Source organism: Pseudomonas sp. PMCC200344 (assembly GCF_030053095.1).
Classification (GTDB): domain Bacteria; phylum Pseudomonadota; class Gammaproteobacteria; order Pseudomonadales; family Pseudomonadaceae; genus Aquipseudomonas; species Aquipseudomonas svalbardensis.
Map to the genome: position 1 here is coordinate 892,167 of NZ_CP125618.1, position 20,774 is coordinate 912,940.

Consider the following 20,774-nt stretch of genomic DNA (forward strand, 5'->3'; position numbering starts at 1 on the left):
TTGGGGCTCAACGAGTTTGGCAAGGCTCAGGAGAGGTTTGCCGAACGTCCTTAAGAGTGCAAAGACTTATGGCAAAGCGTGACTATTACGAAGTATTGGGTGTTGAGCGTGGCTCAAGCGAAGCAGACCTGAAAAAGGCCTACCGTCGCCTGGCGATGAAGCACCACCCGGACCGTAATCCCGATGACAAAGCGTCGGAAGATATGTTCAAGGAGGCCAACGAGGCCTACGAAGTGCTGTCCGATTCCAGTAAGCGCGCGGCCTACGACCAGTACGGTCATGCCGGTGTCGACCCGAGCATGGGTGGCGGCGGTGCCGGGTTTGGCGGTCAGAACTTCTCCGACATCTTTGGTGATGTCTTCAGTGACTTCTTCGGCGGCGGTCGCGGCGGTTCTCGTGGCGGCGCTCAGCGCGGCAGCGACCTGCGCTACACCCTGGAACTGAATCTGGAAGAAGCGGTGCGCGGTACAACCGTGAATATCCGTGTTCCGACATTGGTCAACTGCAAGCCGTGCGACGGTTCGGGTGCCAAGAAAGGCTCCTCGCCGATCACTTGCCCGACGTGTGGCGGTATCGGTCAAGTCCGTATGCAGCAGGGCTTTTTCTCGGTGCAGCAGACGTGCCCGCGCTGCCATGGCCAGGGCAAGATCATTTCCGATCCGTGCGACTCTTGCGATGGTCAAGGTCGTGTCGAAGAGTACAAAACCCTCTCGGTGAAAGTGCCGGCCGGTGTCGATACCGGTGACCGAATTCGTCTGTCCGGCGAAGGCGAGGCGGGTGCTCAGGGTGGTCCGACTGGCGACCTGTATGTGGTGATCAACGTGCGTGAGCACGCGATCTTCCAGCGCGACGGCAAGCACCTGTTCTGCGAAGTGCCAATCAGTTTTGTCGATGCCGCGCTGGGTGGTGAGCTGGAGATTCCGACCCTTGATGGTCGAGTCAAACTGAAAATCCCTGAAGGAACTCAGACCGGCAAGCAGTTCCGTGTTCGCGGCAAGGGCGTTGCGCCAGTGCGCGGCGGCGGTGCTGGTGACTTGATGTGCCGAGTGGCTGTCGAAACCCCTGTCAATCTGGGGCGTCGTCAGCGCGAACTGCTGGAAGAGTTCCGTAGCTCGCTGGCAGATGACAACAGCCATTCGCCTAAAACCACTGGTTGGTTCGAAGGCGTGAAGCGCTTCTTCGGCGATTTGTAAGGAGTCGGCATGCGACGTATAGCTGTGATGGGCGCTGCCGGGCGCATGGGCAAGATTCTGGTCGAGGCGGTGCAGCAACGCGCGCCGCTGACCGGGCTGACGGCAGCCATCGTACGCCCCGGCAGTACGCTGATTGGCGTGGATGCTGGTGAGCTGGCGTCGCTGGGGCGTATCGGCGTTCCACTGTCCGGCAATCTGGACGCGGTGACTGATGAGTTCGACGTGCTGATCGACTTCACGCTTCCGGAAGTCATGCTGAAAAACCTGGCGTTCTGCCGTAAGGCGGGTAAGGCCATGGTGATCGGCACGACGGGGTTGGACGCCGCACAGAAGCAGTTGCTGGCCGAGGCCGGCAAGGATATTCCGATCGTGTTCGCGGCCAATTTCAGTGTCGGTGTAAACCTGTCGCTGAAGCTGCTCGACATGGCTGCTCGTGTGCTGGGTGACGATGCAGATATAGAGATCATCGAGGCTCATCATCGGCACAAGATCGATGCTCCTTCAGGTACGGCTTTGCGCATGGGCGAAGTTATCGCAAGCGCCCTGGATCGTGATCTGCAGAAGGTTGCGGTCTATGGCCGTGAAGGTCATACCGGTGCTCGCGAGCGTGAAACGATCGGCTTTGCCACTGTTCGCGGTGGTGATGTGGTCGGCGATCATACGGTGCTGTTCGCCTGTGAGGGTGAGCGACTGGAAATCACGCATAAAGCGTCCAGTCGCATGACCTTCGCCAAGGGCGCGGTACGTGCTGCGTTGTGGCTGGACGGTCGTGAGTCGGGTCTTTACGACATGCAAGACGTACTCGATCTGCGTTAAGATGCGCCCGAAATCGGGTTCAAATAGTGTGTTTGAGCCCGGTTTTACTCCGTCAAGCGACGTCCTGTCGCATTCCCCGGCCTTTAAGGCTCATTGGCGGTAGACCAGAAATGCCTTTTTCTGTAAGCTACAGCTTTAGTGTGTCCACTAAAAGCGCGCAGAATTATTCGGTGAAGAAGCGGGGTGACGTGTCCATACGTCACTCCGCTTTTTTACAACCTGCGATCGCCCTTTCAGGCTTTATTTACGGGAGGTCTTCTTGACTAAGCCAGCCATACTCGCCCTTGCTGATGGCAGCATTTTTCGCGGCGAAGCCATTGGAGCCGACGGTCAAACCGTTGGTGAGGTGGTGTTCAACACCGCAATGACCGGCTATCAGGAAATTCTTACCGATCCTTCCTACGCCCAACAGATTGTTACCCTGACTTACCCGCACATCGGCAACACCGGCACCACGCCGGAAGACGCCGAGTCCGACCGCGTCTGGTCCGCGGGTCTGGTTATCCGTGACCTGCCACTGGTTGCGAGCAACTGGCGTAACACGATGTCTCTGTCCGACTACCTGAAAGCCAACAACGTTGTGGCAATCGCTGGTATCGACACTCGCCGCCTGACGCGCATCCTGCGTGAAAAAGGCGCGCAGAACGGCTGCATCATGGCCGGTGACAACATTTCCGAAGAGGCCGCCATCGCCGCCGCTCAGGGTTTCCCTGGCCTCAAAGGCATGGACCTGGCGAAAGTCGTCAGCACCAAAGAGAAGTACGAGTGGCGCTCGACTGTCTGGGATCTGAAAACCGACAGCCACGCAACCATCGAAGCCTCTGAGCTGCCGTACCACGTGGTTGCCTACGACTACGGCGTCAAGCTGAACATCCTGCGCATGCTCGTCGATCGCGGTTGCCGCGTGACCGTAGTGCCGGCTCAAACTCCAGCTGCTGAAGCTCTGGCTCTGAAACCGGACGGTGTGTTCCTGTCCAACGGCCCTGGTGATCCGGAGCCTTGCGATTACGCGATCCAGGCGATCAAGGATGTGCTGAAAACCGAAATTCCGGTCTTCGGTATCTGCCTTGGTCACCAACTGCTGGCCCTGGCCTCCGGTGCCAAGACCCTGAAAATGGGTCACGGCCACCACGGTGCCAACCACCCGGTCCAGGATCTGGATACCGGTGTGGTGATGATCACCAGCCAGAACCACGGTTTTGCGGTAGACGAAGCGACCCTGCCAGCCAACGTTCGGGCGATCCACAAATCGTTGTTCGACGGCACCCTGCAAGGTATCGAGCGTACCGACAAGAGCGCCTTCAGCTTCCAGGGTCACCCTGAAGCCAGCCCTGGCCCGAACGACGTAGCACCACTGTTTGATCGCTTCATCAATGAAATGGCCAAGCGACGCTGATCGCTCGCCTTGATGCAGCAAAGCTTGAGGGTGGTCCCGACACACGGTGGCCCCCTCAGGTCTTCAAAGATTGAACAAGACGGCTTGCCGACTGACCTGCGGATTTGAGTGACAAACCCATGCCAAAACGTACAGACATTAAAAGCATCCTGATTCTCGGCGCTGGCCCGATCGTGATCGGCCAGGCCTGCGAATTCGACTACTCCGGCGCCCAGGCTTGTAAAGCCCTGCGCGAGGAGGGTTACCGCGTCATCCTGGTGAACTCCAACCCAGCGACCATCATGACCGACCCGGACATGGCTGACGCCACGTACATCGAGCCGATCAAATGGCAGACCGTTGCCAAGATCATCGAGAAAGAGCGTCCGGACGCGCTGCTGCCGACCATGGGTGGCCAGACCGCTCTGAACTGCGCACTGGATCTGGAGCGCGAAGGCGTTCTGGAGAAGTTTGGCGTAGAGATGATCGGCGCCAACGCTGACACCATCGACAAGGCTGAAGACCGTTCGCGCTTCGACAAGGCGATGAAATCCATCGGCCTGGATTGCCCGCGTTCGGGTATCGCCCACAGCATGGAAGAGGCCAACGTGGTCCTCGAGAAGCTCGGCTTCCCGTGCATCATCCGTCCGTCCTTCACCATGGGCGGCACCGGTGGCGGTATCGCTTACAACCGTGAAGAGTTCGAAGAAATCTGCGCCCGCGGCCTCGACCTGTCGCCGACCAAAGAACTGCTGATCGACGAATCCCTGATCGGCTGGAAAGAGTACGAGATGGAGGTTGTCCGCGATAAGAAGGACAACTGCATCATCGTCTGCTCTATCGAAAACTTTGACCCGATGGGCGTGCACACCGGTGACTCGATCACCGTTGCTCCGGCACAAACCCTGACGGACAAGGAATACCAGATCATGCGTAACGCCTCGTTGGCGGTACTGCGTGAGATCGGCGTGGAAACAGGCGGCTCCAACGTTCAGTTTGGCATCTGCCCGGACACTGGCCGTATGGTCGTGATCGAGATGAACCCGCGTGTATCCCGCTCTTCGGCGCTGGCCTCGAAAGCCACTGGTTTCCCGATTGCGCGTATCGCTGCCAAGCTGGCGATCGGCTACACCCTGGACGAACTGCAGAACGAAATCACCGGCGGCGCTACTCCTGCATCCTTCGAGCCGTCCATCGACTACGTCGTGACCAAGCTGCCACGCTTCGCCTTCGAGAAATTCCCGAAAGCCGACGCGCGCCTGACCACTCAAATGAAGTCGGTGGGTGAAGTCATGGCCATCGGCCGGACTTTCCAGGAATCCCTGCAGAAAGCTCTGCGCGGTCTGGAAGTGGGCGTTTGCGGCCTGGACGAGAAGCTCGACCTGAGCAATCCGGAAAGCATGAGCATCCTCAAGCGCGAACTGACCGTGCCGGGTGCCGAGCGTATCTGGTACGTGGCTGACGCCTTCCGTGCCGGCCTGTCGGTCGAAGACATCTTCGGCATGAACATGATCGACCCGTGGTTCCTGGTGCAGATCGAAGATCTGATCAAGGAAGAAGAGAAGGTCAAGACCTTGGGTCTGGCCAGCATCGACCGCGACGTGATGTTCCGCCTCAAGCGCAAAGGCTTCTCCGACATGCGTCTGGCCAAGCTGCTGGGCGTGACCGAGAAGGCTCTGCGTCGCCACCGTCACAAACTTGAGATTTTCCCGGTCTACAAGCGCGTTGACACCTGCGCGGCCGAGTTCGCCACCGACACCGCTTACCTCTACTCGACGTACGAGGAAGAGTGTGAAGCCGCGCCGTCGGGCCGCGACAAGATCATGATCCTCGGCGGCGGTCCAAACCGTATCGGCCAGGGCATCGAGTTCGACTACTGCTGCGTACACGCGGCATTGGCCCTGCGCGAAGACGGTTACGAGACCATCATGGTCAACTGCAACCCGGAAACCGTTTCCACCGACTACGACACCTCTGATCGCCTGTACTTCGAACCAGTCACCCTGGAAGACGTACTGGAAATCGTCCGCGTCGAGAAGCCGAAAGGCGTGATCGTCCAGTACGGCGGCCAAACCCCGCTGAAACTGGCTCGTGCCCTGGAAGAAGCTGGCGTGCCGATCATCGGCACCAGCCCTGACGCCATCGACCGTGCCGAAGACCGTGAGCGCTTCCAGCAAATGGTCGAGCGCCTGAACCTGCGTCAGCCGCCAAACGCCACCGTGCGCAGCGAAGACGAAGCGATTCGTGCGGCCAGCAAGATCGGTTACCCGCTGGTGGTTCGTCCGTCCTACGTACTGGGCGGCCGCGCGATGGAAATCGTTTACGAAGAAGAAGAGCTCAAGCGCTACCTGCGTGACGCGGTGAAAGTGTCCAACGACAGCCCGGTGCTGCTCGACCACTTCCTCAACTGCGCCATCGAAATGGACGTAGATGCAGTCTGCGACGGCACCGACGTGGTGATCGGCGCGATCATGCAGCACATCGAGCAGGCCGGCGTTCACTCCGGTGACTCCGCGTGCTCCCTGCCGCCGTACTCGCTGCCTGCACACATCCAGGACGAGATGCGTGAACAGGTCAAGAAAATGGCCCTGGAACTGGGCGTTGTCGGCCTGATGAACGTTCAGTTGGCGCTGCAAGGCGAAGACATCTACGTCATCGAAGTCAACCCGCGCGCTTCCCGTACCGTACCGTTCGTATCGAAGTGCATTGGTGTTTCCCTGGCGATGATCGCGGCTCGTGTGATGGCCGGTAAAACCCTGAAGGAAATCGGTTTCACCAAAGAAATCATTCCGAACTTCTACAGTGTGAAAGAGGCGGTGTTCCCATTCGCCAAATTCCCTGGTGTGGACCCGATCCTGGGCCCAGAGATGAAGTCCACTGGTGAAGTGATGGGCGTGGGCGACACCTTCGGTGAGGCGTTTGCCAAAGCCCAAATGGGTGCCAGCGAAGTGCTGCCGACCGGCGGTACCGCGTTCATCAGTGTGCGTGATGACGACAAGCCACTGGTTGCAGGCGTGGCTCGTGATCTGATCAACTTGGGCTTCGAAGTGGTCGCCACTGCCGGTACTGCCAAGCTGATCGAAGCCGCAGGCCTGAAAGTGCGTCGTGTGAACAAGGTGACCGAGGGTCGTCCGCACGTGGTCGACATGATCAAGAACGACGAAGTCACCCTGATCATCAACACCACCGAAGGTCGTCAGTCGATCGCTGATTCGTACTCCATTCGTCGTAATGCCTTGCAGCACAAGATTTACTGCACCACTACCATTGCTGCTGGCGAAGCTATCTGCGAAGCGCTGAAGTTCGGTCCCGAGAAGACCGTGCGCCGCTTGCAGGATCTACACGCAGGATTGAAGGCATGATCAAATACCCAATGACCGTCCAGGGCGCTAAAGCCCTGGAAGAAGAACACGCTCACCTGACTAAGGTCGTCCGTCCGAAGCTCAGCCAGGACATCGGTACGGCCCGAGAGTTGGGTGACTTGAAAGAAAACGCCGAATACCACGCTGCTCGCGAGCAGCAAGGTATGGTCGAGGCGCGGATCCGCGACATCGAAGGCCGCATGCAAAACGCGGTGATCATTGATGTCACGACCATTCCTCACACCGGCAAGGTGATCTTCGGCACCACCGTTGAAATCGCCAACGTCGAGACGGATGAAAGCGTCACTTACCACATCGTTGGTGAGGATGAGGCTGACTTCAAGCTCGGCAAGATTTCGGTCGGCTCGCCATTGGCCCGCGCCTTGATTGCCAAGGAAGAGGGTGATGTGGTTGCCGTGAAAACGCCTGGCGGCGTTATCGAGTACGAGATTGTCGAAGTTCGCCACATCTAAGCGCAGGCGCCCGCTACGTGCGGGCGCCATGCTTTGGCAGCTGACTCAGATGTTGTGGGTTGGTGGTCTGTGGCTGTTGCACATCGGTCTGCTGCCGGTGCTGGGCAAAATTGGCCTGGCACCGCTGCTGATCGACGAAATCGCAGGCATGCTTGATGCGCTGATGGTGGGGTTCGCCGCAACGTGTGTGATTTTTCAGGCTTTGGTGCTGGTTCAGACCGAGGGCCTTGCCAGTCTATGGCGCGATATTCGCGGGCAACTGCTGCTGATGGCGCTTTATGCGTGTGCGATGTATGCCGCGGTGCTTATTGGCTGGCCAGATGCCGTGCGTTGGCAGGTGTTCAGCTATCTTGTTCTGGGCTTTTCCGGGCTGGTGCTGGTGTTGCAGCCGGTGCCTGGATGGAGTGGCAGGGTGCGCGAAGCACACCCTTGACCCTTGCCATCACTTGAAGCGATGGACGTTCGACAGCTGCTTGTTGACGCTGAAGTTCTTGCGGTAAATCAGTGCCATCTTGCCGATGACCTGAACCAGGTCCGCTTTGCCGACCTTGCACAGTTCTGCGATGTTCGCCAGGCGCGACTCGCGATCGAGGATGTTGAGCTTGATTTTAATCAGCTCGTGATCCGCCAAAGCGCGTTCAAGTTCGGCTAACACACCTTCAGTCAAACCGTTGTCAGCCACAGTTAAAACTGGTTTCAGATGGTGGCCAATGGATTTGTATTGTTTCTTCTGCTCTTGAGTGAGCGGCATAATCTGACCCCTGCGTCTGATCTTGTAAAAAGCGGCGGCCAGTTTACCCGAGCGAGTCCGGGACCGCCCAGTTAATCACGACCCGTTTTATTTTTTGAGGTGGCCCGTGGCCCGTTCCAAGACAAGCCTTAAATGGCTGCAAGAGCATTTCAACGACCCATTCGTGAAAATGGCGCAAAAAGACGGGTATCGCTCCCGTGCCAGCTACAAGCTGCTGGAGATTCAGGAAAGAGACCGTTTGATCCGTCCAGGCATGAGCGTGATCGACCTGGGCGCCGCCCCGGGTGGCTGGTCCCAGGTGACCAGTCGTCTGATTGGTGGGCAAGGCACGCTGATCGCTTCCGACATCCTGGAAATGGACAGCATCCCGGATGTGACCTTCATTCAGGGCGACTTCACCGAGGACGCCGTACTGGCGCAGATTCTCGAAGCGGTCGGAAAAAACGAGGTGGACCTTGTGATTTCCGATATGGCCCCCAATATGAGTGGATTGGCGTCTGTTGATATGCCTCGATCGATGTTCCTGTGTGAGTTGGCACTGGATCTTGCGACTCGGGTGTTGAAGCCAGGTGGTGATTTTTTGATCAAGGTCTTCCAGGGTGAAGGCTTCGATGAGTACCACAAGAGCGTGCGCAAGCAGTTCGAGAAGGTCACGACGCGCAAGCCGAAATCGTCGCGCGACCGTTCCCGAGAGCAGTACCTGCTGGGCCGTGGTTTCCGTGGTCGCAGTGAGGAATAAGAGGTTTTTGACCGGGGTGATAGGTTTTTCGTATTTCGCCCCGTGAGCATTAGCGAATATTGTGCAGAAAGTGTTTCACAAAGGGTTACAGACGGCGCCTGCCAGAGCCGTAGGTAATGTAGTAAGTTAGGCCGGTGAATATCATGCGAAGCGCGCGCCATTAGCGGAGCTTGCTTCAGAGGGTAGTTAATTGAACGATATGGCAAAGAATCTGATCCTGTGGTTGATCATCGCGGCTGTCCTGGTGACAGTGATGAACAACTTCTCCAGCCCTAACGAGCCGCAGACCCTCAACTATTCCGACTTCATCCAGCAGGTCAAGGATGGGAAGGTCGAGCGCGTAGCGGTTGACGGCTACGTGATTACCGGCAAACGCAACGATGGCGACAGCTTCAAGACCATTCGTCCGGCAATCCAGGACAACGGTCTGATCGGCGACCTCGTGGACAACCATGTCGTAGTCGAAGGCAAGCAGCCTGAACAGCAAAGCATCTGGACTCAGCTCCTGGTGGCAAGCTTCCCGATCCTGGTGATCATCGCCGTGTTCATGTTCTTCATGCGGCAGATGCAGGGCGGCGCCGGTGGCAAGGGCGGGCCGATGAGCTTCGGCAAGAGCAAGGCGCGCCTGCTCTCCGAGGATCAGGTGAAAACCACCTTGGGTGACGTTGCCGGTTGTGACGAAGCCAAGGAAGAAGTCGGTGAGTTGGTCGAGTTCCTGCGTGATCCGGGCAAGTTCCAGCGTCTGGGCGGCCGTATTCCACGCGGCGTGCTGATGGTGGGACCTCCGGGGACCGGTAAAACGTTGCTCGCCAAAGCGATTGCAGGCGAAGCAAAAGTACCGTTCTTCACCATTTCCGGTTCCGATTTCGTCGAAATGTTTGTCGGTGTCGGTGCCAGCCGTGTTCGTGACATGTTCGAGCAGGCCAAGAAGCACGCGCCATGCATCATCTTCATCGATGAGATCGACGCCGTCGGTCGTCATCGTGGTGCCGGGATGGGTGGCGGTCACGATGAGCGCGAGCAGACTCTCAACCAGTTGCTGGTAGAGATGGACGGCTTCGAAATGAACGACGGCATCATCGTCATCGCTGCAACCAACCGTCCGGACGTACTGGACCCTGCGTTGCTGCGTCCAGGCCGCTTCGACCGTCAGGTAGTCGTTGGTCTGCCAGATATCCGTGGTCGCGAACAGATTCTCAAGGTTCACATGCGAAAAGTGCCAATGGGTGACGACGTCGCTCCGGCTGTGATCGCTCGTGGTACCCCTGGTTTCTCCGGTGCCGACCTGGCTAACCTGGTGAACGAAGCGTCGTTGTTCGCGGCCCGTGCCGGCAAGCGCATCGTCGAAATGAAAGAGTTCGAATTGGCCAAAGACAAGATCATGATGGGCGCCGAGCGCAAATCCATGGTCATGTCCGAAAAAGAGAAGCAGAACACCGCTTACCACGAGGCAGGTCACGCTATTGTTGGGCGCGTTGTGCCTGAGCATGACCCGGTCTACAAGGTGTCGATCATCCCGCGCGGTCGTGCGCTGGGTGTGACCATGTTTCTGCCGGAAGAAGATCGCTACAGCCTGTCCAAGCGTGCATTGATCAGTCAGATCTGCTCGTTGTACGGCGGTCGTATTGCTGAAGAAATGACCTTGGGCTTCGACGGCGTCACCACCGGTGCGTCAAACGACATCATGCGTGCCAGCCAGATTGCACGGAACATGGTAACCAAGTGGGGCTTGTCGGAAAAACTCGGCCCGTTGATGTACGCAGAAGAAGAGGGCGAAGTGTTCCTTGGTCGCGGCGGTGGCGGTCAGGGTGCAAGCTTCTCCGGTGAGACAGCCAAGTTGATCGACTCCGAAGTGCGCAGCATCATTGATCAGTGCTACGGCACGGCGAAGCAGATCCTCACCGATAACCGTGACAAGCTCGACGCCATGGCTGATGCCTTGATGAAGTACGAAACGATCGACGCTGATCAGATCGACGACATCATGGCGGGTCGTACGCCTCGTGAACCTCGCGACTGGTCAGGCGGCACCGGTACCTCCGGAACTCCTCCGGTGGCACAGGATCCGCGTCCGGAAACACCGATCGGCGGTCCGGCTGCTGACGTTTAAGGTTTGAAATGACTTCTGTTCAGTCCTCGACCCGATTGCCTTGCGGCAATCGGGTTCTTGATTTAGCCCTGACGCACGTCATGGGTATTCTCAATGTCACTCCCGATTCCTTCTCTGATGGCGGCCAATATAGCCAGCTCGATGCGGCCTTGCGCCACGCTGAGGCTATGGTGGCGGCCGGCGCGACGTTGATTGATGTCGGTGGCGAATCGACCCGGCCGGGTGCCAGGGTGGTTTCACCGCTGGAAGAGCTTGAGCGCGTAGCTCCGGTCGTCGAGCGAATACACCGCGAGCTGGATGTAATTATCTCGGTCGACACTTCCACGCCAGCTGTGATGCGCGAAGCCGCACGACTTGGCGCGGGGTTGATCAATGATGTGCGCTCGCTGCGGCGCGATGGCGCGCTGGATGCGGCCGCAGCCACTGGCCTGCCGGTCTGTCTGATGCATATGCTCGGTGAGCCGAGCGACATGCAGGATAATCCGCAGTATCAGGACGTCACGAAAGAGGTGGGCGAGTTCCTAGCCGAGCGCATGGCTCAGTGTGCGTCGGTAGGAATTACAGCGGATCGGATCATCCTTGATCCGGGCTTTGGCTTCGCAAAAAACTTGCAGCACAATCTAAGCTTGTTCAAGCATATGGAGGCCCTGCATGCCTTGGGGCGGCCCCTGTTGGTCGGGGTCTCGCGAAAGAGCATGATAGGTCAGGCATTGAATCGTCCAGTTGGCGAGCGTCTGCATGGTGGTCTGGCGCTTGCAGCGCTGGCTTCGGTCAAGGGCGCGCGTATATTGCGCGTCCATGATGTGGCCGAAACCGTCGATGTGGTGCGGATGATCGCTGCAGTGGAATCAGCCGAATAAGAATGATGGAGTACTTATGACTAAGAAATACTTTGGCACCGACGGCATTCGTGGTCGGGTCGGAGAATATCCGATTACCCCTGACTTCATGCTCAAGCTTGGCTGGGCTGCTGGTATGGCGTTCCGCAAAATGGGCGCCTGCAAGGTGTTGGTGGGCAAGGACACTCGGATCTCCGGATATATGTTCGAATCTGCGCTCGAGGCCGGGCTTACTTCGGCAGGTGCTGATGTCATGCTCCTGGGGCCGATGCCGACACCGGCCATCGCCTACCTGACTCGTACCTTCCAGGCCGAAGCGGGCATCGTGATCAGTGCCTCGCACAACCCTCACGATGACAATGGCATCAAGTTTTTCTCCGGGAAGGGCACCAAGCTTCCGGATGAAGTCGAGCATATGATCGAAGAATTGCTCGATACCCCAATGACTGTGGTTGAGTCGAGCAAGATCGGCAAGGTATCGCGTATCAACGATGCTTCAGGCCGTTATATAGAATTCTGCAAAAGCAGTGTCCCGACCGGCACCAGCTTCGCGGGCCTGAAGATCGTGATCGACTGCGCCCATGGCGCTACCTACAAGGTGGCGCCTAGTGTATTCCGGGAGCTGGGGGCCGATGTCGTTGTGCTTTCTGCTCATCCTAACGGCCTGAACATCAATGAAAATTGCGGTTCGACCCATATGGGGCCGCTGCAAGCTGCTGTATTGGCCGAGCATGCTGATTTGGGTATCGCCTTTGATGGTGATGGTGACCGCGTTCAGATGGTTGATCATACCGGTACTGTTGTCGACGGAGATGAGTTGCTGTTCATCATTGCTCGCGACCTGCATGAGCAGGGTAAGTTGCAGGGGGGGGTGGTCGGTACGCTGATGAGTAACCTGGGGTTGGAATTGGCCCTGGCGGATCTGGCAATTCCTTTTGTGCGGGCCAATGTTGGCGACCGGTACGTAATCTCCGAGTTGCTGGAGCGCGATTGGCTGGTGGGTGGTGAAAATTCGGGCCACATTGTCTGCTTCAACCACACCACCACCGGTGACGCGATCATTGCCGCATTGCAGGTATTGATGGCGCTGAAGACCCGCTCCGAGGGGCTGGCACAATCGCGTCAGGCGCTGCGCAAGTGCCCTCAGGTGCTGATCAATGTACGATTCGGCGGCGGTGCGAGCCCTCTTGATCATCCGTCCGTCAAGGAGGCAAGCGAGCGCGTTACCAAGGCTATGGCTGGTCGTGGGCGCGTGCTGTTGCGCAAGTCCGGGACGGAGCCTCTGGTGCGGGTCATGGTCGAAGGCGAGGACGAAACACAGGTTCGCGGCTACGCCGAAGAGCTGGCAAAACTGGTTACTGAAGTTTCTGCCTGATTTCGGCTTGCCAGCCATGATTGTGTTGGGTAACATCTGCGCCCACTTTGACCGACGAGGTACAGCATGCGTCGCCCTATGGTAGCTGGTAACTGGAAGATGCACGGTACCCGCGCCAGCGTCGCTGAGCTGATCAATGGCCTTCGTCATCTGGCCTTGCCGAGCGATGTTGATGTAGCGGTATTCCCGCCTTGCTTGCATATCAATCAAGTGATTGATGGCTTGGAAGGAAAGTCGATTTCGGTCGGCGCGCAGAACTCTGCGGTGGAATCCATGCAAGGTGCGTTGACCGGTGAAGTTGCGCCGAGTCAGTTGGTGGATGCAGGTTGTTCCCTGGTACTTGTCGGGCACTCCGAGCGCCGCCAGATAATGGGTGAGCAGGGCGGAGTGCTGATTCGCAAGTTCGCAGCGGCACAGGCATGCGGCTTGATTCCGGTGTTGTGCGTAGGGGAAACCCTTGAAGAGCGCGAAGCTGGAAAAACTCTTGAGGTTGTCGGGCGTCAGCTAGGCAGTATCATAGAGGAGTTGGGTGTTGGTGCCTTTGCAAAGGCAGTAATCGCTTACGAGCCGGTCTGGGCCATTGGTACCGGGCTGACTGCTTCGCCGCAACAGGCGCAGGATGTGCATGCAGCCATTCGCGCTCAGTTGGCGGCAGAGAATTCTGAGGTCGCACAAGGTGTGCGGCTTCTATACGGCGGCAGCGTGAAGGCGGCCAATGCGGTCGAACTGTTCGGCATGCCGGATATCGATGGGGGGCTCATTGGTGGAGCTTCCCTGAATGCAGATGAGTTCGGTGCGATTTGTCGCGCCGCGGGAAACTGAAAAAATGCTGGAAACAGTCGTAGTCGTTTTTCATCTGCTGGGTGCGTTGGGCGTAGTTGCTCTGGTATTGCTGCAGCAGGGTAAAGGTGCGGATGCTGGCGCGTCTTTCGGAGCAGGTGCTTCAAATACTGTGTTCGGAAGCCAAGGTTCCTCTACCTTTCTCAGTAAGTTTACTGCTATACTTGCCGCCGGTTTCTTCATAACCAGCTTAGGGTTAGGTTACTTTGCTAAAGAGAAGGCTCAACAGCTGACTCAAGTAGGTTTGCCAAATCCAGCGGTGTTGGAAGTTCCAAAGCAACAACCGGCTTCTGATGATGTACCGGTGCTTCAAGAGCAAAAGTCGGCTACTCCAGCGACTGACGTGCCTCCAGCTCAAGAGCAAAAGTAAGAAGGGTTTCAAACGTAGTATTGCCGAGGTGGTGGAATTGGTAGACACGCAACCTTGAGGTGGTTGTGCCCATAGGGTGTAGGGGTTCGAGTCCCCTTCTCGGTACCAATTATCAGGAGAGCCCGCTGTTGCGGGCTTTCTTGTAGGTGGAAGGTTACATTGACCCTGTCAGGGATCGGTCGTATACTTCCGCCCCAGCTTTGTCGCGGGGTGGAGCAGTCTGGTAGCTCGTCGGGCTCATAACCCGAAGGTCGTCGGTTCAAATCCGGCCCCCGCAACCAGTTTAAGGAGCCCCTTTTAAGGGGCTTTTTGTTAGCTGGATACTTTCAACGCCGCTGTTCGACGGCGTTTCAAGGATGGGCGTTTCGCCCATTTTTTTATTTTGCACAGCATGCACATACATGCACGAGGGGGTTCAGGTGTCGAGCAAGCTAGAAGAGTTGCAGGCCTTGCTGGCCCCGGTGGTCGTGGCCCTAGGCTATGAATGCTGGGGTATTGAGTTTTCGGCTCAAGGTCGCCACTCAATGTTGCGCGTTTATATCGATAAAGAGGGCGGTGTGCTGGTGGACGATTGTGCCATTGTCAGCCGTCAGATCAGCGGTGTTCTGGATGTTGAAGATCCAATCGCCGTTGAATACACCCTTGAAGTTTCCTCGCCTGGCATGGAACGCCCGCTGTTCACTATTGAGCAGTTTGCAAAATTTGCCGGTGAACAAGTGAAGATCAAGCTGCGCTCGCCTTTTGAAGGCCGACGCAACTTTCAGGGCCTTCTGCGCGGTGTAGAAGAGCAGGACGTCGTGGTGCAGGTAGAAGACCATGAGTTCCTGTTGCCGATCGATATGATCGACAAGGCCAACATTATTCCCAGTTTTGACTGAGACGCGGATCCCGCGGATCCAATGGCTTGCGAAAGGCGAGGCGTACGATGAGCAAAGAAGTACTGCTGGTTGTTGAGTCGGTATCCAATGAAAAGGGCGTACCGGCAAACGTAATTTTTGAAGCGCTGGAGCTGGCTCTGGCCACTGCTACCAAAAAACGTTTCGAGGACGAAGTCGATCTGCGTGTGGAAATCAATCGCCACACCGGTGCTTACGAGACATTCCGTCGCTGGACTGTCGTCGAAGAAGCAGACCTGGACGATCCGGCCATCGAAACCTGGCCGAGCAAGGTTGCAGAAACGCATCCTGGTGCTCAGGTTGGTGATGTAGTCGAAGAAAAGATCGAGTCCATTGAGTTCGGCCGCATCGCTGCACAGACTGCCAAGCAAGTCATCGTGCAGAAAGTTCGCGAAGCCGAGCGCGCTCAAGTCGTTGATGCCTATCGCGAGCGCCTGGGAGAAATCATCTCCGGCACCGTGAAGAAAGTGACCCGCGACAACGTGATCGTCGACCTGGGCAACAACGCCGAAGCGTTGCTGGCTCGTGAAGACATCATTTCTCGCGAAACCTTCCGGGTTGGCGTGCGTCTGCGTGCGCTGCTCAAGGAAATCCGCACCGAGAACCGCGGCCCGCAGCTGATCCTGTCGCGTACTGCGCCGGAAATGCTGATCGAGTTGTTCCGCATCGAAGTGCCGGAAATCGCTGAAGGCTTGATCGAAGTAATGGCTGCGTCCCGTGATCCGGGTTCGCGCGCCAAGATCGCGGTCCGCTCCAAGGACAAACGCATCGACCCGCAAGGCGCTTGCATCGGTATGCGCGGTTCGCGCGTCCAGGCAGTGTCGGGTGAGTTGGGCGGCGAGCGTGTGGACATCGTCCTGTGGGACGACAACCCGGCTCAGTTTGTGATCAATGCAATGTCGCCGGCTGAAGTGGCGGCAATTATCGTTGACGAAGATGCCCATGCAATGGACATCGCCGTTGGCGCAGACAATCTGGCTCAGGCCATTGGTCGGGGTGGTCAGAACGTGCGTCTGGCTAGCCAGTTGACTGGCTGGACCCTGAACGTGATGACCGAATCGGACATCCAGGCTAAGCAGCAAGCAGAAACCGGCGACATCCTGCGCAACTTCATCGACGAGCTGGAAGTCGACGAAGACCTGGCACAGGTGCTGGTAGATGAAGGCTTTACCAGCCTGGAAGAGATTGCCTACGTACCGTTGGAAGAAATGCTCAACATCGACGGCTTTGACGAAGAAACCGTCAACGAGCTTCGCGCTCGCGCCAAGGATCGTTTGTTGACCAAAGCCATCGCTACTGAGGAAAAGCTGGCAGACGCCCATCCGGCCGAAGACCTGCTCTCGCTTGAGGGTATGGACAAGGATTTGGCGATGGAACTGGCGGTGCGCGGCGTAATTACCCGCGAAGACCTGGCCGAGCAGTCTATTGACGACCTGCTCGACATCGACGGCATTGACGATGATCGTGCCGGCAAGTTGATCATGGCCGCCCGAGCCCACTGGTTCGAGTAATTAGGCGCGGCCTGAGGAGAGAAGTGCATGACGCAAGTCACGGTGAAACAACTGGCCGATGAGGTCAAAACACCGGTAGAGCGCCTGTTGCAGCAGATGCGTGAGGCAGGTCTGCCGCACACCGCCGCCGAAGAACATGTGACTGACAGTGAGAAGCAATCTTTGCTGACTCACTTGAAAAGCAGCCACAAGGCGAAAGTGGAAGAACCACGCAAGATCACACTGCAGCGTAAAACCACCAGCACCCTGCGTGTTGCTGGCAGCAAAAGCATCAGTGTTGAAGTACGTAAAAAGAAAGTTTTCGTACAGCGCAGCCCGGAAGAAATCGAAGCCGAGCGCAAACGCGAACTGGAAGAACGTCGAGCAGTAGAAAATACTGCACGTCAGAAGGCTGAAGAAGAAGCCAAGCGTCGCGCCGAAGAAGAAGCGCGTCGCCAGCCTGCTGCTGCGCAATCCGCTACTAACGACGCCGTTGCAGCACCTGCTGCAGTTGCCGAGCCAGTACGTGAAAGCGCGCCGGTTGTGGCTGCTGCACCAGCGCCGTCTGCCGATGTTCGCAACAAGCAGAACGAACAGCGCCGTCCGGACAAACCACGTGCCGACGATAACAGTCGTCGTGGCAGTGGCGATGGCGAGCGCAAAAACGCTCCGCATCGTGCTTCGGTCAAAGAGAAAGCGCCTGCTCCACGCGTTGCCCCACGTACTACCGACGAAGAAAGCGATGGCTTCCGTCGTGGTGGTCGCGGCAAGGCCAAGCTGAAGAAACGCAACGCTCACGGTTTCCAGAGCCCAACCGGCCCTGTCGTGCGTGATGTGCAGATAGGCGAGACCATCACTGTCGGCGATCTCGCCCAGCAGATGTCGGTCAAGGCTGCTGAAATCATCAAGTTCATGTTCAAACTGGGTACGCCAGCGACCATCAACCAGGTGCTCGATCAGGAAACTGCTCAACTGGTAGCTGAGGAGCTGGGCCACAAAGTGACCCTGGTCAGTGACACCGCCCTGGAAGATTCCCTGGCCGAGTCCCTGAAGTTTGAAGGTGAGACGTTCTCCCGTGCACCGGTCGTGACCGTAATGGGCCACGTTGACCACGGTAAAACCTCGCTGCTCGACTATATCCGTCGTGCCAAGGTAGCTGCAGGCGAAGCCGGCGGTATTACCCAGCACATCGGTGCGTACCACGTTGAAACTGATCGCGGCATGGTCACGTTCCTCGATACCCCGGGTCACGCTGCGTTTACCGCAATGCGTGCTCGTGGTGCCAAGGCAACTGACATCGTGATCCTGGTCGTTGCAGCGGACGACGGCGTAATGCCGCAGACCATTGAAGCGGTCCAGCACGCCAAGGCTGCCGGTGTTCCACTGGTAGTTGCAGTGAACAAAATCGACAAGCCGGGCGCTGATCTCGATCGCATCCGTAGCGAACTGTCGGTTCACGGTGTGACCTCGGAAGAGTGGGGCGGCGACACCCCGTTCGTATCGGTTTCGGCGAAAGTCGGTACGGGTGTGGACGAGTTGCTCGAAGCCGTTCTGCTGCAAGCCGAAGTTCTGGAACTGAAAGCAACGCCTTCGGCTCCTGGCCGTGGCGTCGTGGTTGAATCGCGTCTCGACAAGGGTCGTGGTCCGGTTGCAACCGTTCTGGTTCAAGACGGTACCCTGCGTCAAGGCGACATGGTATTGGTCGGTTCGAACTATGGCCGTGTACGTGCCATGCTCGACGAGAACGGCAAGCCAATCAAAGAAGCGGGTCCTTCCATCCCTGTCGAGATCCTCGGCCTGGACGGTACCCCGGACGCTGGCGACGAGATGAGCGTGCTGTCGGACGAGAAGAAAGCCCGCGAAGTGGCTCTGTTCCGTCAAGGCAAGTTCCGCGAGGTCAAACTGGCTCGCGCTCACGCCGGCAAGCTTGAAAACATCTTCGAGAACATGGGCCAGGCAGAGAAGAAGACGCTTAACATCGTCCTCAAATCTGACGTCCGTGGTTCGCTGGAAGCGTTGAACGGCGCCTTGAACGGCCTGGGTAACGACGAAGTGCAAGTGCGTGTTGTCGGTGGCGGTGTCGGTGGTATCACCGAGTCCGACGCCAACCTGGCACTGGCCTCCAACGCTGTACTGTTTGGCTTCAACGTGCGTGCCGATGCTGGCGCTCGCAAGATCGTCGAGCAGGAAGGTCTGGATATGCGTTACTACAACGTAATCTACGACATCATCGAAGACGTCAAGAAAGCCCTCACCGGTATGCTGGGCAGCGATGTTCGCGAGAACATCCTGGGTACCGCTGAAGTGCGTGACGTGTTCCGTTCGCCGAAGTTTGGCGCGATCGCCGGTTGCATGGTTATCGAAGGTGTTGTTCACCGTAACCGTCCAATCCGTGTACTGCGTGAAGACATCGTTATCTTCGAAGGCGAGCTGGAATCCCTGCGCCGCTTCAAGGATGACGCTTCCGAAGTACGTGCCGGCATGGAATGCGGTATCGGCGTGAAGAGCTACAACGACGTTAAAGCTGGCGACAAGATCGAAGTCTACGAGAAGGTTCAGGTTGCTCGCAGCCTCTAACTCGCGCACTTCAAGGGCCACGGCGAGCCGCCGCATGCAAGTGCGCGGCACGGCGTCAGGACTCTAAACGCAACGCCCGGTCTGGCTTTTGTCAGGCCGGGCGTTTGCCGCTTTCAGACCCTTCGGGTTTCACCGTAGGGCAGTAACAGGTAACAAGACATGGCAAAAGAATACAGCCGTACCCAACGTATCGGCGATCAGATGCAGCGTGAGCTGGCACAGCTGATCCGTCGTGAAGTCAAAGACCCGCGTGTCGGCCTGGTCACCATTACCGCTGTTGAAGTCAGCCGTGACGTCGGTCACGCGAAGATCTTCATCACCGTGATGGGGCAGGACAACGCCGAAGACATCGCGCAAAGCATCAAGGTGCTCAACTCCGCCGCCGGTTTCCTGCGCATGCAGTTGGCTCGCGAAATGAAGTTGCGCAGCGTTCCGCAGTTGCACTTTCACTACGACGAAAGCGTCGTGCGTGGTGCTCATCTGTCGGCATTGATCGAACGTGCAGTAGCTGAAGACAATCAGCATCCGGTTGCGGCAGAAGCCGAAGACACCAAGGAGTAATCGGTGGCTCAGGTCAAACGTATCCGTCGTAACGTCAGCGGCATCATCCTGCTCGACAAACCACTGGGGTTCACCTCCAATGCGGCGTTGCAGAAGGTCCGCTGGCTGCTGAACGCCGAGAAGGCCGGGCACACCGGCAGTCTCGATCCGCTGGCCACCGGCGTGTTGCCGTTGTGCTTCGGTGAGGCCACCAAGTTTTCGCAGTATCTGCTCGATTCCGACAAGGGTTACGAAACCCTGGCGCAACTGGGCAAGACCACCACCACGGCCGATGCCGAGGGTGATGTGTTGCTGGAGCGCCCGGTGACCGTTGGTCGCGCCGATGTCGAAGCAGTACTGCCGAAATTTCGTGGGCAAATCAGTCAGATACCGCCCATGTACTCGGCGCTCAAACGTGATGGCCAGCCGTTGTACAAGCTGGCCCGGGCAGGTGAAGTAGTGGAGCGCGAACCGCGTTCTGTTACTATTACGCGCTTGGAATTACTGGCCTTTGAAGGTGATACTGCGCGGCTTGCAGTGGATTGCACCAAAGGTACCTATATCCGCACCCTGGTGGAGGATATCGGTGAGCAACTCGGTTGTGGCGCTTACGTTGCTGGACTGCGACGTACCCAGGCCGGGCCTTTCACGCTGGCCCAGACGGTCACGCTTGAAGAGTTGGAAGCGGTGCATGCCGAAGGCGGCAACGAAGCGGTCGATCGCTTCCTGATGCCATCGGACAGCGGTCTGCTGGATTGGCCACTGTTGCAGTTCTCGGAGCACAGCTCGTTCTACTGGCTTAACGGCCAACCGGTACGAGCCCCGGATGCACCGAAGTTCGGCATGGTACGGGTACAGGATCACAATGGTCGCTTCATCGGTATCGGTGAGGTGAGCGAAGACGGGCGCATCGCGCCACGTCGACTGATTCGGTCAGAATGACCGAACGAGGGTGGCTGTTAACAGGCACGGTCACTACTCATTTTTAGATACAGGGATTTGTCCCTGGCCTGTTGAAGCTGTTTCTT

The 20,774-nt window shown here is 57.6% G+C and carries 18 protein-coding genes and 2 tRNA genes; 19 read left to right on the plus strand and 1 reads right to left on the minus strand.

Going from position 1 to position 20,774, the window contains the following annotated elements; all coding sequences use genetic code 11:
• The first annotated feature begins 68 nt into the window (after positions 1 to 68).
• The 6 genes from dnaJ (at position 69) to QFW87_RS03910 (ending at position 7,652) form a co-directional block, all read left to right on the plus strand.
• On the plus strand, positions 69 to 1,193 hold the full coding sequence (dnaJ, locus tag QFW87_RS03885) for a molecular chaperone DnaJ (RefSeq protein ID WP_008149037.1): 1,125 nt from the start codon (positions 69 to 71) through the stop codon (positions 1,191 to 1,193).
• Positions 1,194 to 1,202: 9 nt separating this feature from the next.
• On the plus strand, positions 1,203 to 2,009 hold the full coding sequence (gene dapB, locus QFW87_RS03890; RefSeq protein ID WP_283189864.1) for a 4-hydroxy-tetrahydrodipicolinate reductase: 807 nt from the start codon (positions 1,203 to 1,205) through the stop codon (positions 2,007 to 2,009).
• A gap of 259 nt (positions 2,010 to 2,268) precedes the next feature.
• Positions 2,269 to 3,405: a glutamine-hydrolyzing carbamoyl-phosphate synthase small subunit gene (gene carA / locus QFW87_RS03895; RefSeq protein ID WP_283189865.1), complete on the plus strand. Its 1,137-nt coding sequence runs from the start codon at positions 2,269 to 2,271 to the stop codon at positions 3,403 to 3,405.
• A 119-nt stretch (positions 3,406 to 3,524) separates the two neighbouring features.
• Positions 3,525 to 6,746, plus strand: coding sequence for a carbamoyl-phosphate synthase large subunit (carB, locus tag QFW87_RS03900; RefSeq protein WP_095129503.1), 3,222 nt, complete (start codon positions 3,525 to 3,527; stop codon positions 6,744 to 6,746).
• The gene (gene greA, locus QFW87_RS03905; RefSeq protein WP_223487885.1) at positions 6,743 to 7,219 is read left to right on the plus strand and encodes a transcription elongation factor GreA; all 477 of its coding nucleotides are present in this window, start codon (positions 6,743 to 6,745) and stop codon (positions 7,217 to 7,219) included. Before carB ends, greA begins: the two co-directional genes overlap by 4 nt.
• 28 nt (positions 7,220 to 7,247) lie before the next feature.
• Positions 7,248 to 7,652: an MFS transporter gene (locus tag QFW87_RS03910; protein WP_283182909.1), complete on the plus strand. Its 405-nt coding sequence runs from the start codon at positions 7,248 to 7,250 to the stop codon at positions 7,650 to 7,652.
• A 9-nt stretch (positions 7,653 to 7,661) separates the two neighbouring features.
• Here QFW87_RS03910 and QFW87_RS03915 read toward each other — a convergent pair whose 3' ends face one another.
• Positions 7,662 to 7,970: a YhbY family RNA-binding protein gene (locus tag QFW87_RS03915; RefSeq protein ID WP_008005472.1), complete on the minus strand. Its 309-nt coding sequence runs from the start codon at positions 7,968 to 7,970 to the stop codon at positions 7,662 to 7,664.
• A gap of 106 nt (positions 7,971 to 8,076) precedes the next feature.
• Here QFW87_RS03915 and rlmE point away from each other — a divergent pair, with 106 nt between their 5' ends.
• From rlmE to truB, 13 genes are all read left to right on the plus strand, one after another.
• A complete protein-coding gene (gene rlmE / locus QFW87_RS03920; protein ID WP_003177853.1) occupies positions 8,077 to 8,709 on the plus strand; it encodes a 23S rRNA (uridine(2552)-2'-O)-methyltransferase RlmE in 633 nt (210 codons plus the stop codon).
• A 199-nt stretch (positions 8,710 to 8,908) separates the two neighbouring features.
• Positions 8,909 to 10,819, plus strand: coding sequence for an ATP-dependent zinc metalloprotease FtsH (ftsH, locus tag QFW87_RS03925; protein WP_033053619.1), 1,911 nt, complete (start codon positions 8,909 to 8,911; stop codon positions 10,817 to 10,819).
• An 8-nt stretch (positions 10,820 to 10,827) separates the two neighbouring features.
• Positions 10,828 to 11,679, plus strand: coding sequence for a dihydropteroate synthase (folP, locus tag QFW87_RS03930; protein WP_283182910.1), 852 nt, complete (start codon positions 10,828 to 10,830; stop codon positions 11,677 to 11,679).
• 16 nt (positions 11,680 to 11,695) lie between these two features.
• On the plus strand, positions 11,696 to 13,033 hold the full coding sequence (gene glmM, locus QFW87_RS03935; RefSeq protein ID WP_134422046.1) for a phosphoglucosamine mutase: 1,338 nt from the start codon (positions 11,696 to 11,698) through the stop codon (positions 13,031 to 13,033).
• A gap of 66 nt (positions 13,034 to 13,099) precedes the next feature.
• Positions 13,100 to 13,855: a triose-phosphate isomerase gene (tpiA, locus tag QFW87_RS03940; protein WP_283189866.1), complete on the plus strand. Its 756-nt coding sequence runs from the start codon at positions 13,100 to 13,102 to the stop codon at positions 13,853 to 13,855.
• Positions 13,856 to 13,859: 4 nt separating this feature from the next.
• A complete protein-coding gene (secG, locus tag QFW87_RS03945) occupies positions 13,860 to 14,243 on the plus strand; it encodes a preprotein translocase subunit SecG (RefSeq protein ID WP_010463489.1) in 384 nt (127 codons plus the stop codon).
• Positions 14,244 to 14,265: 22 nt separating this feature from the next.
• Positions 14,266 to 14,351: transfer RNA gene (locus QFW87_RS03950), tRNA-Leu, on the plus strand.
• Positions 14,352 to 14,447: 96 nt separating this feature from the next.
• Positions 14,448 to 14,524, plus strand: a tRNA-Met gene (locus tag QFW87_RS03955).
• Positions 14,525 to 14,662: 138 nt separating this feature from the next.
• The gene (gene rimP, locus QFW87_RS03960) at positions 14,663 to 15,121 is read left to right on the plus strand and encodes a ribosome maturation factor RimP (protein ID WP_010463487.1); all 459 of its coding nucleotides are present in this window, start codon (positions 14,663 to 14,665) and stop codon (positions 15,119 to 15,121) included.
• A gap of 47 nt (positions 15,122 to 15,168) precedes the next feature.
• Positions 15,169 to 16,650, plus strand: a complete 1,482-nt coding sequence (nusA, locus tag QFW87_RS03965) for a transcription termination factor NusA (protein ID WP_008024459.1) — start codon at positions 15,169 to 15,171, stop codon at positions 16,648 to 16,650.
• Positions 16,651 to 16,677: 27 nt separating this feature from the next.
• Complete coding sequence (gene infB, locus QFW87_RS03970) at positions 16,678 to 19,206, plus strand: translation initiation factor IF-2 (protein ID WP_283182912.1); 2,529 nt, start codon at positions 16,678 to 16,680, stop codon at positions 19,204 to 19,206.
• A gap of 159 nt (positions 19,207 to 19,365) precedes the next feature.
• A complete protein-coding gene (gene rbfA / locus QFW87_RS03975; protein WP_008149016.1) occupies positions 19,366 to 19,767 on the plus strand; it encodes a 30S ribosome-binding factor RbfA in 402 nt (133 codons plus the stop codon).
• Positions 19,768 to 19,770: 3 nt separating this feature from the next.
• Positions 19,771 to 20,688: a tRNA pseudouridine(55) synthase TruB gene (gene truB / locus QFW87_RS03980; protein ID WP_283182913.1), complete on the plus strand. Its 918-nt coding sequence runs from the start codon at positions 19,771 to 19,773 to the stop codon at positions 20,686 to 20,688.
• Positions 20,689 to 20,774: the final 86 nt, after the last annotated feature.

What these genes read in the sequence shown, in the direction of transcription:
- dnaJ (WP_008149037.1), top strand. Translation starts at nt 69, where the DNA reads ATGGCAAAGCGTGACTATTACGAAGTATTGGGTGTTGAGCGTGGCTCA.
- dapB (WP_283189864.1), top strand. Translation starts at nt 1,203, where the DNA reads ATGCGACGTATAGCTGTGATGGGCGCTGCCGGGCGCATGGGCAAGATT.
- carB (WP_095129503.1), top strand. Translation starts at nt 3,525, where the DNA reads ATGCCAAAACGTACAGACATTAAAAGCATCCTGATTCTCGGCGCTGGC.
- greA (WP_223487885.1), top strand. Translation starts at nt 6,743, where the DNA reads ATGATCAAATACCCAATGACCGTCCAGGGCGCTAAAGCCCTGGAAGAA.
- QFW87_RS03910 (WP_283182909.1), top strand. Translation starts at nt 7,248, where the DNA reads ATGCTTTGGCAGCTGACTCAGATGTTGTGGGTTGGTGGTCTGTGGCTG.
- QFW87_RS03915 (WP_008005472.1), bottom strand. Translation starts at nt 7,970, where the DNA reads ATGCCGCTCACTCAAGAGCAGAAGAAACAATACAAATCCATTGGCCAC.
- ftsH (WP_033053619.1), top strand. Translation starts at nt 8,909, where the DNA reads ATGGCAAAGAATCTGATCCTGTGGTTGATCATCGCGGCTGTCCTGGTG.
- folP (WP_283182910.1), top strand. Translation starts at nt 10,828, where the DNA reads ATGACTTCTGTTCAGTCCTCGACCCGATTGCCTTGCGGCAATCGGGTT.
- glmM (WP_134422046.1), top strand. Translation starts at nt 11,696, where the DNA reads ATGACTAAGAAATACTTTGGCACCGACGGCATTCGTGGTCGGGTCGGA.
- tpiA (WP_283189866.1), top strand. Translation starts at nt 13,100, where the DNA reads ATGCGTCGCCCTATGGTAGCTGGTAACTGGAAGATGCACGGTACCCGC.
- secG (WP_010463489.1), top strand. Translation starts at nt 13,860, where the DNA reads ATGCTGGAAACAGTCGTAGTCGTTTTTCATCTGCTGGGTGCGTTGGGC.
- nusA (WP_008024459.1), top strand. Translation starts at nt 15,169, where the DNA reads ATGAGCAAAGAAGTACTGCTGGTTGTTGAGTCGGTATCCAATGAAAAG.
- infB (WP_283182912.1), top strand. Translation starts at nt 16,678, where the DNA reads ATGACGCAAGTCACGGTGAAACAACTGGCCGATGAGGTCAAAACACCG.
- rbfA (WP_008149016.1), top strand. Translation starts at nt 19,366, where the DNA reads ATGGCAAAAGAATACAGCCGTACCCAACGTATCGGCGATCAGATGCAG.